The organism is Endothiovibrio diazotrophicus, from assembly GCF_054657215.1.
The window spans coordinates 1-16920 of the sequence record NZ_BAAHXB010000119.1 but is presented as its reverse complement, the minus strand read 5'-3'; the positions used below and the strand labels follow the sequence as shown (position 1 = coordinate 16920).

The 16920-nt window shown below is 64.9% G+C and carries 13 protein-coding genes and 1 tRNA gene; all 14 read left to right on the top strand.

What is annotated here, in order from left to right; genetic code table 11:
• The coding region (locus ACYQ2W_RS21515) for an EF-Tu C-terminal domain-related protein (RefSeq protein ID WP_459872010.1) at nt 1–445 on the top strand (445 nt) is incomplete at its 5' end.
• Nucleotides 446–558: 113 nt separating this feature from the next.
• Nucleotides 559–634, top strand: a tRNA-Trp gene (locus ACYQ2W_RS21510).
• Nucleotides 635–680: 46 nt separating this feature from the next.
• Nucleotides 681–1058, top strand: coding sequence for a preprotein translocase subunit SecE (gene secE / locus ACYQ2W_RS21505; RefSeq protein ID WP_459872007.1), 378 nt, complete (start codon nt 681–683; stop codon nt 1056–1058).
• Nucleotides 1059–1063: 5 nt separating this feature from the next.
• Nucleotides 1064–1597 carry a transcription termination/antitermination protein NusG gene (gene nusG, locus ACYQ2W_RS21500; protein ID WP_459872004.1) on the top strand — a complete coding sequence of 178 codons (534 nt, stop codon included), beginning with the start codon at nt 1064–1066 and terminating at the stop codon, nt 1595–1597.
• 204 nt (nt 1598–1801) lie between these two features.
• Complete coding sequence (gene rplK / locus ACYQ2W_RS21495; protein WP_459872001.1) at nt 1802–2230, top strand: 50S ribosomal protein L11; 429 nt, start codon at nt 1802–1804, stop codon at nt 2228–2230.
• Between the two features lie 3 nt (nt 2231–2233).
• A complete protein-coding gene (gene rplA / locus ACYQ2W_RS21490; protein ID WP_459871998.1) occupies nt 2234–2926 on the top strand; it encodes a 50S ribosomal protein L1 in 693 nt (230 codons plus the stop codon).
• A gap of 326 nt (nt 2927–3252) precedes the next feature.
• Nucleotides 3253–3780 carry a 50S ribosomal protein L10 gene (rplJ, locus tag ACYQ2W_RS21485; RefSeq protein ID WP_459871996.1) on the top strand — a complete coding sequence of 176 codons (528 nt, stop codon included), beginning with the start codon at nt 3253–3255 and terminating at the stop codon, nt 3778–3780.
• A 236-nt stretch (nt 3781–4016) separates the two neighbouring features.
• Nucleotides 4017–4397, top strand: coding sequence for a 50S ribosomal protein L7/L12 (gene rplL / locus ACYQ2W_RS21480; RefSeq protein ID WP_459871993.1), 381 nt, complete (start codon nt 4017–4019; stop codon nt 4395–4397).
• A gap of 217 nt (nt 4398–4614) precedes the next feature.
• Complete coding sequence (rpoB, locus tag ACYQ2W_RS21475; RefSeq protein WP_459871990.1) at nt 4615–8778, top strand: DNA-directed RNA polymerase subunit beta; 4164 nt, start codon at nt 4615–4617, stop codon at nt 8776–8778.
• 89 nt (nt 8779–8867) lie between these two features.
• Nucleotides 8868–13103 (top strand): DNA-directed RNA polymerase subunit beta', encoded by a 4236-nt coding sequence (gene rpoC / locus ACYQ2W_RS21470; protein WP_459871988.1) that lies wholly within the window; start codon nt 8868–8870, stop codon nt 13101–13103.
• A 242-nt stretch (nt 13104–13345) separates the two neighbouring features.
• The gene (gene rpsL / locus ACYQ2W_RS21465) at nt 13346–13720 is read left to right on the top strand and encodes a 30S ribosomal protein S12 (RefSeq protein ID WP_459871985.1); all 375 of its coding nucleotides are present in this window, start codon (nt 13346–13348) and stop codon (nt 13718–13720) included.
• A gap of 25 nt (nt 13721–13745) precedes the next feature.
• Complete coding sequence (gene rpsG / locus ACYQ2W_RS21460) at nt 13746–14216, top strand: 30S ribosomal protein S7 (RefSeq protein ID WP_459871983.1); 471 nt, start codon at nt 13746–13748, stop codon at nt 14214–14216.
• Between the two features lie 30 nt (nt 14217–14246).
• Nucleotides 14247–16346 carry an elongation factor G gene (fusA, locus tag ACYQ2W_RS21455; RefSeq protein ID WP_459871980.1) on the top strand — a complete coding sequence of 700 codons (2100 nt, stop codon included), beginning with the start codon at nt 14247–14249 and terminating at the stop codon, nt 16344–16346.
• Between the two features lie 16 nt (nt 16347–16362).
• Nucleotides 16363–16920 (top strand): GTP-binding protein (locus ACYQ2W_RS21450; protein WP_459871977.1); only part of this gene is annotated, 558 nt, incomplete at its 3' end.

Sequence of the window (16920 nt, the reverse complement as noted above, 5' to 3'; positions counted from 1 at the left end):
TATCCGGGATACCACGAAGACCACCTGCACCGGTGTGGAGATGTTCCGCAAGCTGCTGGACCAGGGGCAGGCGGGCGACAACGTCGGCGTGCTGCTGCGCGGCACCAAGCGAGACGAAGTGGAGCGTGGTCAGGTGCTGTGCAAGCCCGGCTCGATCACCCCGCACACCAAGTTCGAGGCGGAGGTCTACGTGCTGACCAAGGAGGAGGGTGGTCGTCACACCCCGTTCTTCAACGGCTACCGTCCGCAGTTCTACTTCCGTACCACCGACGTGACCGGTGCGGTGGACCTGCCCGAAGGCACCGAGATGGTGATGCCGGGTGACAACATCAAGGTCACCGTCTCCCTGATCGCGCCGATCGCGATGGAAGACGGCCTGCGTTTCGCCATCCGCGAAGGCGGCCGCACCGTCGGCGCCGGCGTGGTGGCCAAGATCATCGAGTAATCCTCGATCTCAGTGTCGGGCGGAGAAGCGGGGAGTGCGGCGTCGAGTCGGCTCCCCGTCTTTTCCCCTTGCACGCGGCCCGTAATCGCGTATGATGGCGGGCTCGCGACTCCAGGCCAGTAGCTCAATTGGCAGAGCGGCGGTCTCCAAAACCGCAGGTTGGGGGTTCGATTCCCTCCTGGCCTGCCATTTCCTTTCCCGTCACCTCCCGGTGGCGGGGTTTTGAAGAAGATTAATGAGCTCCACTACCGAAGCCCAGGGCAGTTCCCTGGATACGGCAAAGCTGCTCGTCTCCGTGCTGGTGCTCGGTGGCGCGGTGGGCGGCTTCTACTATTTCGCCGAGGCCTCCACCCTGGTGCGGGTGCTGGGTCTGCTGGCGGCCGTCGGTGTGGCTTTCGCGATCTTTCTCCAGACGGAAGTTGGCAGAAACACTTGGCGTTTCCTTGGCGACGCCCGCACCGAGGTGCGCAAGGTGGTGTGGCCGACCCGCGCCGAGACCATTCAGACCACGTTGATGGTGGCCGTGATGGTGGTGGTGGTGGCGATCTTCCTCTGGTTGCTCGATATGTTTCTGATGTGGGGCGTCCAGGCGCTCACCGGGCAGGGGGGCTGAACTCGATGGCGAAGCGCTGGTATGTGGTTCATGCCTACTCCGGCTTCGAGGGGCAGGTGCAGAAGTTGCTCACCGAGCGCGTCAAGCGCGCCGGTATGGAGGAGCGTTTCGGCGATATCCTCGTCCCCACCGAAGAGGTGGTGGAGATGCGTGACGGGCAGAAACGCAAGAGCGAGCGCAAGTTCTTCCCCGGCTACGTGTTGGTACAGATGGAGATGGACGACGAGACCTGGCACCTGGTCAAGGAGACCTCCAAGGTGTTGGGCTTCATCGGCGGCACCTCCGACCGGCCGGCGCCGATCTCCGACAAGGAGGCCGATGCGATCCTCCAGCGGGTCCAGGAAGGGGCGGAGAAGCCGCGGCCGAAGGTGCTGTTCGAGCCCGGCGAGGTGGTTCGCGTCATCGACGGGCCGTTCAACGACTTCAACGGGGTGGTCGAAGAGGTCAACTACGAGAAGAGTCGTCTACGGGTGGCGGTGCTCATTTTCGGCCGCTCCACTCCGGTGGAACTCGAATTCCATCAGGTCGAAAAGGGCTGAGGCCCACGCTTTTCCTTGCCGCGCCGCGCCGCGAGGTGCCGTGCGGCTTTTCGCGTCTCAATGGTTTTTGCTAACGCAAAAACCATCATTGATTATCGAATGAATGGCTTCGCCGGGATGCGGGGTCGGATCGTTCAGGGAAGTACCCGTACCAACTGATCGGGGAGCCGCGAGGCGTTTGCACCCGTACCAGGAGTAATCAAGATGGCTAAGAAGATCGAAGCCTATATCAAGCTGCAGGTCTCGGCCGGGCAGGCCAACCCCAGCCCGCCGGTGGGCCCCGCGCTCGGTCAGCGCGGTGTCAACATCATGGAGTTCTGCAAGGCGTTCAACGCCAAGACCCAGGAGATTGAGCAGGGTCTGCCGATCCCCGTGGTGATCACCGTCTACAGCGACCGCAGCTTCACCTTCGTCACCAAGACCCCGCCCGCCTCGGTCCTGTTGCGCAAGGCGGCCGGCGTCGCCAAGGGCTCCAGCCGCCCCAACAGCGACAAGGTGGGCAAGGTGAGCCGCGCCCAGCTCGAAGAGATCGCCAAGACCAAGGAGCCCGATCTGACGGCTGCCGACGTCGACGCGGCGGTGCGGACCATCGCCGGTACCGCCCGCAGCATGGGTCTGGAAGTGGAGGACTAAGCAATGGCCAAGATCGGTAAGCGTCTGAAGGCGATCCGCGAAAAGATCGATTCCACCAAGCTCTATCCCATCGACGAGGCCTTCGGCCTGCTCAAGGAGACCGCTTCCGCCAAGTTCGTCGAGTCGGTCGACGTGGCGGTCAACCTCGGCGTCGACCCCCGCAAGTCGGATCAGGTGGTGCGCGGTTCCACCGTGCTGCCCAACGGTACCGGCAAGAGCGTCCGCGTGGCGGTCTTCGCCCAGGGTGCCAACGCCGAGGCGGCCACCGCCGCCGGCGCCGACATCGTCGGCTTCGAGGACCTCGCCGAGACGGTGAAGGGCGGCCAGATGGACTTCGACGTGGTCATCGCCACCCCCGACGCCATGCGCGTGGTGGGCCAGTTGGGCCAGATCCTCGGTCCCCGTGGCCTGATGCCCAACCCGAAGGTGGGTACCGTCACCCCTGATGTGACCACCGCGGTGAAGAACGCCAAGGCGGGTCAGGTGCGCTACCGCACCGACAAGGCGGGCATCATCCACGCCACCATCGGCAAGGCGAGCTTCGAGATCGATGCGTTGAAGGGCAATCTGGAGGCGCTGCTGGCGGACCTCAACAAGCTGAAGCCGTCCGCCGCCAAGGGCATCTACGTGAAGAAGGTCACCGTCTCCACCACCATGGGCGGCGGCGTTGCCGTCGATCAGGCCACGCTGGGCTGATCGGGGTGTCGGGCGGTGCCTTTCGGGGGGCCGCCCGCGGACTTCAAAGAACTTTGGGTCGTCGGCGCAAGCCGGCGAACGTCAAAGACCGCAGGCGCGAAAGCTTAATCGCGGTGGAGCGGTTGGAACTCGGGAAGAGCGTTTTTCACCAAACACTCGACACTGAGTATTCAACCTTGCGAAGCCAAAGCCTGCGCAGACGGTACCCCCCAGGATTTCCCTGGACCGGGTTGCCGTAAGGGGCGCGAATCTTCGGATGAGCGCCGTTCAACGGTTGGTGACGGTCGGGAATCCTCCCTGCCGTTGCCCGATTCAGGAGGCGATACATGGCCCTGACTCCCGACGAGAAGCGTGCGATCGTCGCCGAGGTCGCCGAGGTCGCCAAAGACGCTCTCTCCGCCGTGGCGGCGGAGTACCGGGGTTTGACCGTCGAGGAGATGACCGAACTACGTGTCAAGGCACGTCAGGGCGGCACCTATCTCCGTGTGGTCAAGAACACCCTGGCGCGTCGTGCCCTCGAAGGCACCGACTTCGAGTGCATGAGCGAGCAGCTCACCGGCCCGCTGCTGCTGGCGTTCTCGCAAGAGGACCCCGGCTGCGCGGCGCGGGTGGTGAAGGATTTCGCCAAGGGACATCCGAACCTGATGGTTCGGATGGTCTCCGTAGGTGGCGAGGCCCTTCCGGCTGCGGACATCGAGCGTCTGGCGAACCTTCCGACCCGCGACCAGGCGATTGCGATGCTGATGGGTGTGATGAAGGCTCCCGTCGAGAAGTTCGTCCGTACCCTGGCCGAACCTCACGCGAAGCTGGTGCGCACCATCGCCGCGATCCGCGATCAGAAACAGGCGGCCTAGGAAGAGGCTTTCGGACTCGGGGGGTCGAGCTGCGGGAGTGGGAGCGTGGTCTCACTCTCCGGAGGTTCGAGGAGAATAGTGAACTATTTGACGAGAACTTCCGGGGAAGCGGGGCCACCGTTCCGCTTCCGCAGCCGATTCATCCCGGGTCCGACAGCCTTCTCGGGCCGCGGGGGAGCGCGCCCCGCGTCGCTCCTTAGCCAACAGCATTGAAGAAATTTCGGAGTATTTATCCAATGGCTATCTCTAAAGAAGAAATCCTCGACGCCGTCGCCGAGATGAGCGTCATGGACGTGGTCGATCTGATCTCCATGATGGAGGAGAAGTTCGGCGTCTCCGCGGCTGCCGCCGTGGCCGTGGCCGCCGGTCCCGCTGCCGGCGGCGAGGCCGCCGCCGCCGAGGAGCAGACCGAGTTCGACGTGGTGATGAGCAGCTTCGGCGCCAACAAGGTGGCCGTCATCAAGGTGGTGCGTGCCCTCACCGGCCTGGGCCTGAAGGAGGCCAAGGAGATGGTCGAAGGCGTTCCCTCCACCATCAAGGAGGCTGCCGCCAAGGCCGAGGCCGAGGACATCAAGAAGCAGCTGGAAGAGGCCGGCGCCAGCGTCGAGATCAAGTAAGACCGCTGGTATGGATTACGGCATCTGTTTGCTGTAATTCGTCGGGAACGGGCTGGTGGCGCTGAGGCGCCACCGGCCTTTTCCTGTTGCTGACGGACCCTGTGTGGTCGGTCGGCTCCGAAATTTCGGAATTTTCACCGGATTTTCGGGGGCGGCGCACCCTAGGTAATCGGAGTGGCCCGGATTTGGCCGGGTCAGGTTGAGCTGAGGAACACCCATGGCCTACACCTTCACCGAGAAGAAACGCATCCGCAAGGACTTCGGCAAACGCCCCACCGTGCGCGATGTGCCCTACCTGCTGGCGATCCAGCTGGATTCCTACCGCCACTTCCTCTATGGGGACAGGGAGCGGATGGGGGTCGACGATTCGGGCCTGGAGGCTGCCTTCACGTCGGTGTTCCCCATCGTCAGCTACTCCGGCAACGCCGCCCTCGAGTATGTCAGCTATCGGCTCGGCACCCCCGAGTTCGACGTGAAAGAGTGCCAGATGCGCGGCGTCACCTTCGCCGCGCCGTTGCGCGTCAAGGTGCGCCTGGTGCTCTACGACAAAGACGCCCAGGCCGGCTCCAAGGTGGTCAAGGACATCAAGGAGCAGGAGGTCTACATGGGCGAGCTGCCCTTGATGACCGAGAACGGCACCTTCGTCATCAACGGCACCGAGCGGGTCATCGTCTCCCAGCTGCACCGCTCGCCCGGCGTCTTCTTCGACCACGACAAGGGCAAGACCCACTCCTCGGGCAAGTTGCTCTTCTCCGCGCGCGTGATCCCCTATCGCGGCTCCTGGCTCGACTTCGAGTTCGATCCGAAGGACAACGTCTTCGTCCGCATCGACCGTCGGCGCAAGCTGCCCGCCACCGTGCTGCTGCGCGCGCTGGGCTACGACGACGAGCAGATCCTCGACCTGTTCTTCGATCGCGACACCTTCAGTCTCGATGGTGAGCGCATCATCTACGACCTGATCCCCGAGCGGCTGCGCGGCGAGATGGCGATGTTCGATATCGAGATCAAGGGCAAGACCCTGGTCGAGAACGGTCGCCGCATCACCCCGCGCCACATCCGTGAGCTGGACAAGGCCGGCATCACCACCCTCGACGTGCCGGTGGAGTACCTCGTCGGTCGGGTGATCGCCCGCAACATCGTCGATGAGGCGAGCGGCGAGATCGTTGCCGCGGCCAACGACGAGATCACCGCCGATGTGCTGGAGAAGCTGCGCGCCGCCGGCGTCAAGCGGGTGGAGACGATCTTCACCAACGACCTCGACCGCGGCCCCTACATCTCGACCACCCTGCGCGTCGACCCCACCAAGAGCGCGCTGGACGCCCTGGTGGAGATCTACCGCATGATGCGTCCCGGCGAGCCGCCGACCAAGGAGGCCGCCCAGAACCTGTTCCACAACCTGTTCTTCGCCCCCGACCGCTACGATCTTTCGGGCGTCGGCCGGATGAAGTTCAACCGCCGGGTCGGCCGCGACACCTCCGAGGGTGCCGGTATCCTCTACGATCACCAGTACTACAAGGATCGTCCGGAGGAGCTGTGCAAGAAGATGGTCGAGGAGTACGCCGTCTCCTCCGACATCATCGACGTGCTGCGCACCCTGGTGGAGATCCGCAACGGCAACGGCCAGGTGGACGACATCGACCACCTCGGCAACCGCCGCATCCGCTCGGTCGGCGAGATGGCGGAGAACGTCTTCCGCGTCGGCCTGGTGCGCGTCGAGCGCGCGGTCAAGGAGCGCCTCTCGCTGGCCGACTCCGAGGGGCTGATGCCGCAGGAGCTGATCAACGCCAAGCCGGTGGCGGCGGCGGTGAAGGAGTTCTTCGGCTCCTCCCAGCTCTCCCAGTTCATGGACCAGAACAACCCGCTCTCCGAGGTCACCCACAAGCGCCGCGTCTCGGCCCTCGGCCCCGGCGGCCTGACCCGCGAGCGCGCCGGCTTCGAAGTGCGCGACGTGCACACCACCCACTACGGCCGGGTCTGCCCGATCGAGACCCCGGAAGGTCCGAACATCGGTCTGATCAACTCGCTGGCGGTCTACTCGCGCACCAACCGTTACGGCTTCCTCGAAAGCCCCTACCGCAAGGTGATCGACGGCAAGGTGACCGACGAGGTCGATTTCCTCTCGGCGATCGAGGAGGGGCAGTACGTCATCGCCCAGGCCAACGCCACGGTGGACGCCGAGAACAACCTGATCGACGACCTGGTCTCCGCCCGTCACCAGAACGAGTTCGGCCTGTTCACCACCGACCGGGTCAACTACATCGACGTCTCCCCCAAGCAGATCGTCTCGGTGGCGGCCGCCCTGGTGCCGTTCCTCGAGCACGACGACGCCAACCGCGCGCTGATGGGTTCCAACATGCAGCGCCAGGCGGTGCCGACCCTCAAGTCGGAGAAGCCGCTGGTCGGTACCGGCATCGAGCGCACCGTGGCGATCGACTCCGGCGTCACCGTGGTGGCGCGCCGCGGCGGCCTCGTCGACTCGGTCGACGCCGCGCGCATCGTTGTGCGGGTCAACGACGACGAGACCCAGGCCGGCGAGGCGGGTGTCGACATCTACAACCTGACCAAGTACACCCGTTCCAACCAGAACACCTGCATCAACCAGCGCCCGCTGGTCAAGCCCGGCGATGTGATCGCCCGCGGCGACGTGCTCGCCGACGGCCCCTCCACCGACCTCGGTGAGCTGGCCCTGGGGCAGAACATGCTGGTCGCCTTCATGCCCTGGAACGGCTACAACTTCGAGGACTCGATTCTCATCTCCGAGCGGGTGGTGAAGGAGGATCGCTTCACCACCATCCACATCGAGGAGCTGGCCTGCGTCGCCCGCGACACCAAGCTGGGGCCGGAAGAGATCACCGCCGACATCCCCAACGTCGGCGAGAGCGCCCTGGCCAAGCTGGACGAGTCCGGCGTGGTCTACATCGGTGCCGAGGTGAAGCCCGGCGACATCCTGGTGGGCAAGGTGACGCCGAAGGGCGAGACCCAACTGACCCCCGAGGAGAAGCTGCTGCGCGCGATCTTCGGCGAGAAGGCCTCCGACGTGAAGGACACCTCGCTGCGCGTACCGCCGGGCATGGAGGGCACGGTGATCGACGTCCAGGTGTTCACCCGCGACGGCGTCGAGAAGGACGAGCGCGCCAAACTGATCGAGCAGCACCAGATCAGCTCGATCCGCAAGGACCTCAACGACCAGCTGCGGATCATGGAGGACGATGCCTATCAGCGTATCGAGAAGCTGCTGGTCGGCAAGCAGGCCGCCGGCGGCCCCAACAAGCTGAAGGCCGGCGACAAGATCACCAAGAGCTACCTCAACGAGCTGGAGCGCACCAAGTGGTTCGAGGTGCGGCTGAAGAACGAAGAGGCCAACCAGCAACTGGAGCTGATGGCGGAGCAGATCAAGAATCAGCGCGCCGAGTTCGAGGAGCGGCTGAAGGAGAAGTCGGCCAAGGTGACCCAGGGCGACGATCTCGCCCCCGGCGTGCTGAAGATGGTGAAGGTGTTCCTCGCCGTCAAGCGCCGCATCCAGCCCGGCGACAAGATGGCCGGCCGCCACGGCAACAAGGGCGTCATCTCGATGATCGTGCCGGTGGAGGACATGCCCTATTCCGAGGATGGCACCCCGGTGGACGTGGTGCTCAACCCCCTAGGCGTGCCCTCGCGCATGAACGTCGGGCAGGTGCTGGAGACCCACCTCGGCTGGGCCGCCAAGGGGCTCGGCATCAAGATCGGGCGGATGCTGGAGGCGCAGGCGGCGGTGGCCGATCTGCGCGAGTTCCTCGGCAAGCTCTACAACGGCTTCGACGATCTGGAGGTGCCCGATCACAAGCGGATCGACCTCGACTCCTTCACCGATCAGGAGATCGTCGATCTGGCGAAGAACCTGGTGCGCGGCGTGCCGATGGCCACCCCGGTGTTCGACGGCGTCGACGAGAAGGAGATCAAGGGCATGCTGCGCCTCGCCGATCTCCCCGAGAGCGGTCAGACCCAGCTCATCGACGGCCGCACCGGCGACCGTTTCGAGCGCCCGGTCACCGTCGGCTACATGCACATGCTGAAGCTCAACCACTTGGTCGACGACAAGATGCACGCCCGCTCCACCGGCCCCTACTCGCTGGTCACCCAGCAGCCGCTGGGCGGCAAGGCGCAGTTCGGCGGTCAGCGCTTCGGTGAGATGGAGGTGTGGGCGCTGGAGGCCTACGGCGCCGCCTACACCCTGCAGGAGATGCTCACCGTCAAGTCCGACGACGTGGCCGGCCGCACCAAGATGTACAAGAACATCGTCGATGGCGACCACCGGATGGATGCGGGCATGCCCGAGTCCTTCAATGTGTTGGTCAAGGAGATCCGCTCGCTGGCGATCAATATCGAGCTGGAACAGGAATAAGACCCGGTACCCCGGCGGCGGACGCCGCCTGCCGTCGGGGGCCGAGTTGAATACGCGGTGCGTATAACCGTTTTGCAGGAGAGACGACCTTGAAAGACCTTCTCAATCTTCTCAAGCAGCAGGGGCAGGTAGAGGACTTCGACGCCATCCGCATCGGCCTTGCCTCCCCCGACATGATCCGTTCCTGGTCGTTCGGTGAGGTCAAGAAGCCCGAAACCATCAACTACCGCACCTTCAAGCCGGAGCGCGACGGCCTCTTTTGCGCCAAGATTTTCGGTCCGGTCAAGGACTACGAGTGCCTCTGCGGCAAGTACAAGCGGCTCAAGCACCGCGGCGTGATCTGCGAGAAGTGTGGCGTCGAGGTGACGCTCGCCAAGGTGCGCCGCGAGCGCATGGGCCACATCGAGCTGGCCAGCCCGGTGGCTCACATCTGGTTCCTCAAGAGCCTGCCGTCGCGCATCGGCCTGCTGCTGGATATGACCCTGCGCGACATCGAGCGGGTGCTCTACTTCGAGGCCTTCGTGGTCACCGACCCCGGCATGACCCAGCTCGAGCGCGGGCAGCTGCTCAGTGACGAGACCTACCTCGACGCGATCGAGGAGTACGGTGACGAGTTCGACGCCAAGATGGGCGCCGAGGCGGTGCGCGACCTGCTGCGCGGCCTGGACCTGCAGACCGAGGCCAACACCCTGCGCGAGGAGATCGCCGCCACCAACTCCGAGACCAAGCTGAAGCGGCTGACCAAACGGCTGAAGATCGTCGAGTCGTTCCTCGAATCCGGCAACAAGCCGGAGTGGATGGTGATGACCGTGCTGCCGGTGCTGCCGCCGGAGCTGCGTCCGCTGGTGCCGCTGGACGGCGGCCGTTTCGCCACCTCGGACCTCAACGACCTCTACCGCCGGGTGATCAACCGCAACAACCGCCTGAAGCGGCTGCTGGAGCTCAACGCCCCCGACATCATCGTGCGCAACGAGAAGCGCATGCTGCAGGAGTCGGTGGATGCGCTGCTCGACAACGGTCGTCGCGGCCGTGCCATCACCGGCACCAACAAGCGCCCGCTGAAGTCGCTGGCCGACATGATCAAGGGCAAGCAGGGGCGTTTCCGTCAGAACCTGCTGGGCAAGCGCGTCGACTACTCCGGCCGTTCGGTGATCGTGGTCGGTCCGACCCTCAAGCTGCACCAGTGCGGCCTGCCGAAGAAGATGGCCCTCGAGCTGTTCAAGCCGTTCATCTTCTCCAAGCTGCAGCGCCGCGGCCTGGCCACCACCATCAAGACCGCCAAGAAGATGGTCGAGCGCGAGAGCGCTGAGGTGTGGGACATCCTCGAAGAGGTGATCCGCGAACACCCGGTGATGCTCAACCGCGCGCCGACCCTGCACCGTCTCGGCATCCAGGCCTTCGAGCCGGTGCTCATCGAGGGCAAGGCGATCCAGCTCCACCCGCTGGTCTGCACCGCCTTCAACGCCGACTTCGACGGCGACCAGATGGCGGTCCACGTGCCGCTGTCGCTGGAGGCGCAGCTGGAGGCTCGCGCGCTGATGATGTCGTCGAACAACATCCTCAGCCCGGCCAACGGCGAGCCGATCATCGTCCCATCGCAGGACGTGGTGCTCGGCCTCTATTACATGACTCGCGACCGGGTCAACGCCGAGGGCGAGGGGATGGTCTTCGCCGACATCGAAGAGGCGCAGCGCGCCTACGACAACGGCGTCGCCGACCTCCAGGCCAAGGTGAAGGTGCGCATCATCGAGGTGAGCTTCGATGAGGAGGGCAACCGGACCGAGGAGCGCAAGCTGGTGGATACCACCGTCGGCCGCGCCATCGTCTTCAACGTGCTGCCCGACGGCCTGCCCTTCGAGCTGGTCAACCGGCCGTTGGCCAAGAAGGTGATCTCCGGGCTGATCAATATCTGCTACCGCCGTCTCGGCCTGAAGACCACCGTGGTCTTCGCCGACCAGCTGATGTACACCGGCTTCTACTACGCCACCCGCTCCGGTGCCTCGATCGGCGTCAACGACATGGTGGTGCCCGATGAGAAGGAGGCGATCATCGCCGCCGCCGAGGCCGAGGTGAAGGAGATCGAGCAGCAATACGCCTCCGGTCTGGTCACCAACGGCGAGCGCTACAACAAGGTGGTCGACATCTGGTCCCATACCAACGACCAGGTGGCCAAGGCGATGATGGACAAGCTGGGCAAGGACGAGGTGGTCAACAAGGAGGGCAAGACGGTCCTCCAGGACTCCTTCAACTCGATCTACATGATGGCCGACTCCGGCGCCCGCGGTTCCGCCGCCCAGATCCGTCAGCTCGCCGGCATGCGCGGCCTGATGGCCAAGCCCGACGGCTCGATCATCGAGACCCCGATCACCGCGAACTTCCGCGAGGGTCTCGACGTGGCGCAGTACTTCATCTCGACCCACGGCGCCCGCAAGGGTCTCGCCGACACCGCCCTGAAGACCGCCAACTCCGGGTACCTCACCCGTCGTCTGGTCGACGTCTCCCAGGACCTGGTGATCACCGACGTCGATTGCGGTACCAGCGAGGGGGTGTGGATGCACCCGATCGTCGAGGGCGGTGACGTGGTCGAACCGCTGCACGAACGGGTGCTCGGCCGCGTGCTTGCCGAGGACGCGCAGACCCCGGCCGGCGAGACCGTCGCCGATGCCGGCACCCTGCTCGACGAGGATTGGGTGGAGCGGCTGGAGGAGGCCGGCGTCGACCAGGTGAAGGTGCGCTCGGCGATCACCTGCGAGACCCGCTACGGCGTCTGTTCGATGTGCTACGGCCGTGATCTGGCGCGCGGTCACCGGGTCAATATCGGCGAGGCGGTGGGCGTCATCGCCGCCCAGTCGATCGGCGAGCCGGGCACCCAGCTGACCATGCGTACCTTCCACATCGGCGGCGCCGCCTCCCGTTCGGCGGCGGCCAACAACGTGCAGGTGAAGTACGCCGGCACCATGCGTCTGCACAACGTCAAGTCGGTGCGGAACAAGGACGGCAACCTGGTGGCGGTCTCCCGCTCCGGCGAGATCGCGGTGGTCGACGAGCACGGCCGCGAGCGTGAGCGCTACAAGATTCCCTACGGCGCGATCCTCACCGTCGACGACGGCGCCGCCGCCGCCGCCGGCCAGATCGTCGCCAACTGGGACCCGCACACCCACCCGGTCATCACCGAGGTGGCCGGCCAGGTGCTGTTCCACGACTTCGTCGAAGGTGTCTCGGTGCAGAAGCAGACCGACGAGTTCACCGGTCTCTCCTCGCTGGTGGTCACCGATCCGAAGCAGCGCGGATCCGCCGGCAAGGACCTGCGGCCGATGGTTCGTCTGGTCGACGAGAACGGTGACCCGCTGAACCTCGCCGGCACCGAGATCCCGGCCCAATACTTCCTGCCGGTAGGAGCGGTCTGTTCGGTGATCGACAAGTCCACGGTGGAGGTGGGCGATGTGGTCGCCCGTATCCCCCAGGAGTCGTCCAAGACCCGCGACATCACCGGTGGTCTGCCGCGCGTTGCCGACCTGTTCGAGGCGCGCAAGCCGAAGGAGCCGGCGATCCTCGCCGAGGCCACCGGTACCGTCAGCTTCGGCAAGGACACCGCCGGCAAGCAGCGGCTGATCATCACCGACGCCGACGGCGTCAACCACGAGGAGCTGATTCCGAAGTGGCGCCACGTCAACGTCTTCGAGGGCGAGCACGTGGAGCGCGGCGAGACCATCGCCGACGGCGAGCCGGATCCGCACGACATCCTGCGCCTGCTCGGTGTCACCCGGCTGGCCGACCACCTGGTCAAGGAGATCCAGGACGTCTACCGACTGCAGGGCGTGAAGATCAACGACAAGCACATCGAGGTGATCATCCGCCAGATGCTGCGCAAGGTGGAGATCGACGAGCCGGGCGACACCGCGTTCCTCAAGGGGGAACAGGTGGACCTGCCGCGGGTACAGGAGGAGAACGAGAGGATGGCCGAGCAGGACAAGTTCGGCGCCACCGTCAAACCGCTGCTCCTCGGTATCACCAAGGCGTCGCTGGCCACCGAGTCGTTCGTCTCCGCGGCCTCCTTCCAGGAGACCACCCGGGTACTTACCGAGGCGGCGACCCGCGGCATGACCGACGAGCTGCGTGGCCTCAAGGAGAACGTCATCGTCGGACGACTGATCCCCGCCGGTACCGGTCTGGCCTATCACGCGGAGCGCCGTGAACGGCGCAGTGACGCGTTCGCCGACGATCTGGTGATCGAGGGGATGGTGCCGATGGACGACGATATGCCGGTCGAGCAGCCGGTCTCCGATGCCGCCGAACCGCCGCAGGAGAGCACCCCCGAGGCGTGATGAAGAGGGCCCCGCGGAGGGGTTGGCGGGGCGGGGTGGGTTGCCTCAGGGGTGCCCATACCGCCCCGTTTGATTTTTCGATGAAAAGTTTGTGAAAGGGGTTTGACAGCGGGCTGTCACACCCATATAATTTCGCACCTTTCCAACAGGCCGGGGTAAGGCCCCGGCCTGTTGTTTTGTCTTTAGGGCCCGTGAATCGGCCCGGCAAGTCAGGGCCAACTGCAGGTCTGGAGTAACAGCGAATGGCTACGATCAACCAGCTGGTGCGCAAGCCGCGCAAGAGCAAGGTGGAAAAGAGTAAGGTGCCCGCCCTTGAGGCGTGCCCGCAGAAGCGTGGTGTCTGCACCCGCGTCTACACCACCACCCCGAAGAAGCCCAACTCGGCGCTGCGTAAGGTGGCCCGTGTGCGGCTGACCAACGGCTTCGAGGTCTCCTCCTATATCGGTGGTGAGGGGCACAACCTCCAGGAGCACTCGGTGGTGCTGATCCGCGGCGGTCGTGTCAAGGACCTTCCCGGTGTGCGTTACCACACCGTTCGCGGCACCCTCGATACCGCCGGTGTCGACAAGCGTCGCCAGGGTCGTTCCAAGTACGGCGCCAAGCGGCCGAAGTCGTAATTCGTAGAGCGAGTGGAATTTAGCCATGCCTAGAAGAAGAGTTGCCGCCAAGCGGACCATCCTCCCCGATCCCAAGTTCGGGAGTGAGATGCTTGCCAAGTTCGTCAACATGGTGATGGTCTCGGGCAAGAAGTCCGTCGCCGAGCGCATCGTCTACGGTGCCCTCGACCTGGTGACCGAGAAGGGTAGGGGTGAGCCGATGGAGGTGCTGGAGAAGGCCCTCGAGAACGTCGCGCCGATGGTCGAGGTGAAATCCCGCCGCGTCGGTGGTGCCACCTATCAGGTGCCGGTCGAGGTTCGTCCGGCCCGCCGTACGGCGCTGGCCATGCGCTGGATCATCGACGCCTCCCGCAAGCGTGGCGAGAAGTCGATGATGGCCCGCCTGGGTGGCGAGCTGATGGATGCCGCCGAGCAGCGCGGCTCGGCGGTCAAGAAGCGCGAGGACACCCATCGCATGGCTGAGGCCAACAAGGCCTTCGCCCACTACCGCTGGTAGTTGGCGAGCCCCGCAGAGAACCAGGAAGCAGTGGCGCGCAAGACACCTATCGATCGCTATCGCAATATCGGCATCATGGCCCACATCGATGCCGGTAAGACGACCGCGACCGAGCGCGTCCTCTTCTACACCGGGGTATCGCACAAGATCGGAGAGGTCCATGACGGCGCGGCCACCATGGACTGGATGGAGCAGGAGCAGGAGCGGGGGATCACCATCACCTCCGCGGCGACCACCTGCTTCTGGCGTGGCATGGATCAGCAGTTCGATGAGCATCGCATCAACATCATCGATACGCCCGGCCACGTCGACTTCACCATCGAGGTGGAGCGCTCGCTGCGGGTGTTGGATGGCGCGGTAGCCGTCTTCTGCGCCGTCGGCGGGGTGCAGCCGCAGTCGGAGACGGTGTGGCGGCAGGCCAACAAGTACCACGTGCCGCGGCTGGCCTTCGTCAACAAGATGGATCGCTCCGGCGCCGACTTCCTGCGGGTGGTGGCGCAGATCGAGGAGCGCCTCGGCGGGACGCCGGTGCCGGTGGTGATGAATATCGGTGCCGAGGAGCACTTCCAGGGCGTCGTCGACCTGATCCGGATGGAGGCCATCTACTGGAACGAGGCCGACATGGGGGTCACCTACGAGGCCAGGGAGGTTCCCGCGGAGCTGCTGCCGCTCTGCGAGGAGTGGCGCGAGAAGATGGTCGAGGCGGCCGCCGAGGCGGACGACGAATTGATGGAGCGCTACCTGGAAGGGGGGGCGCTCACTGACGAAGAGATCAAGCGGGGGCTGCGTGCGCGCACCCTGCGCAACGAGATCGTCCCGGCCCTTTGCGGTACCGCCTTCAAGAACAAGGGGATTCAGCGGGTGCTCGATGCGGTCATCGAGTTCCTGCCGGCTCCCACCGAGGTCCCCGCGATCAAGGGGGTCCTGGATGACGCCGACGAGAGCATGGCGGAGCGCCACTCGAACGACGACGAGCCCTTTGCGGCGTTGGCGTTCAAGATCGCCACCGACCCGTTCGTCGGCACGTTGACCTTCTTCCGGGTCTACTCCGGGGTGATCAACACCGGTGATGCGGTGTTCAACCCGGTGAAGCGGAAGAAGGAGCGGATCGGGCGCATCGTGCAGATGCACGCCAACAGCCGCGAAGAGATCAAAGAGGTGCGGGCCGGCGACATCGCCGCGGCCGTCGGGCTCAAGGACGTCACCACCGGTGACACCCTGTGCGACCTCAATCAGGTGATTACGCTGGAGCGCATGGAGTTTCCCGAACCGGTGATCTCCGTGGCGATCGAGCCGAGGACGCAGGCGGACCAAGAGAAGATGGGCGTCGCCCTGGGCAAGCTGGCCCAGGAGGACCCCTCCTTCCGCGTGCGCACCGACGAGGAGTCCGGGCAGACCATCATCTCCGGGATGGGGGAGCTGCACCTGGAGATCATCGTCGACCGCATGAAGCGCGAGTTCAAGGTGGAGGCCAATGTCGGCGCTCCCCAGGTGGCTTACCGCGAGACCATTCGCAAGGCCACTGAAGTGGAAGGCAAATTCGTCCGGCAGTCGGGCGGTCGCGGCCAGTACGGCCACGTCTGGCTCCGCCTGGAGCCCCGCGAGCCGGGGACGGGCTACGAGTTTGTCAACGAGATCGTCGGTGGCGTGGTGCCGCGGGAGTACATCCCTGCGGTGGACAAGGGGATTCAGGAGCAGATGGAGAACGGCGTGATCGCCGGTTATCCGGTGGTGGACGTCAAGGTCTCCCTGTTCGACGGCTCCTACCACGACGTCGACTCCTCGGAGATGGCCTTCAAGATCGCCGGCTCCATGGGTTTCCGGGAGGGTGCCGCCAAGGCCTCGCCGGTGCTGCTGGAGCCGATGATGAAGGTGGAGGTGATCACCCCCGAGGAGTACATGGGGGACGTGATCGGCGACCTGAACCGCCGTCGTGGGCTGGTCCAGGGGATGGAGGATACTCCGTCGGGCAAGCAGGTTAACGCCGAGGTGCCGCTCTCCGAAATGTTCGGATACGCCACCGACCTGCGGTCCGCCACCCAGGGGCGGGCCACCTATTCGATGGAATTTGTTAAGTACGCCGAAGCGCCGACCAGCGTCGCCGACGCGGTGATCAAGAAATCGCAGTAATTGAGAGGTACTTTCCGTGTCCAAGGAAAAATTTGAACGTACGAAACCGCACGTCAACGTCGGCACCATTGGCCACGTGGACCACGGCAAGACCACTCTGACCGCAGCCCTGACCAAGGTGATGGCGGAGAAGCACGGTGGTGAGTTCAAGGCCTACGACCAGATCGACGGCGCTCCCGAGGAGCGTGCCCGCGGTATCACCATCGCCACCGCCCATGTGGAGTACGAGTCCGACTCGCGGCACTACGCCCACGTGGACTGCCCCGGCCACGCCGACTACGTGAAGAACATGATCACCGGTGCCGCCCAGATGGACGGCGCGATCCTGGTCTGCTCCGCCGCCGACGGCCCGATGCCGCAGACCCGCGAGCACATCCTGCTGGCCCGCCAGGTCGGTGTTCCGTACATCGTGGTGTACATGAACAAGGCCGACATGGTCGACGACGAGGAGCTGCTGGAGCTGGTGGAGATGGAGATCCGCGACCTGCTCTCCTCCTACCAGTTCCCGGGTGACGACACCCCGATCATCACCGGTTCGGCGCTGAAGGCCCTGGAGGGTGACACCTCCGACATC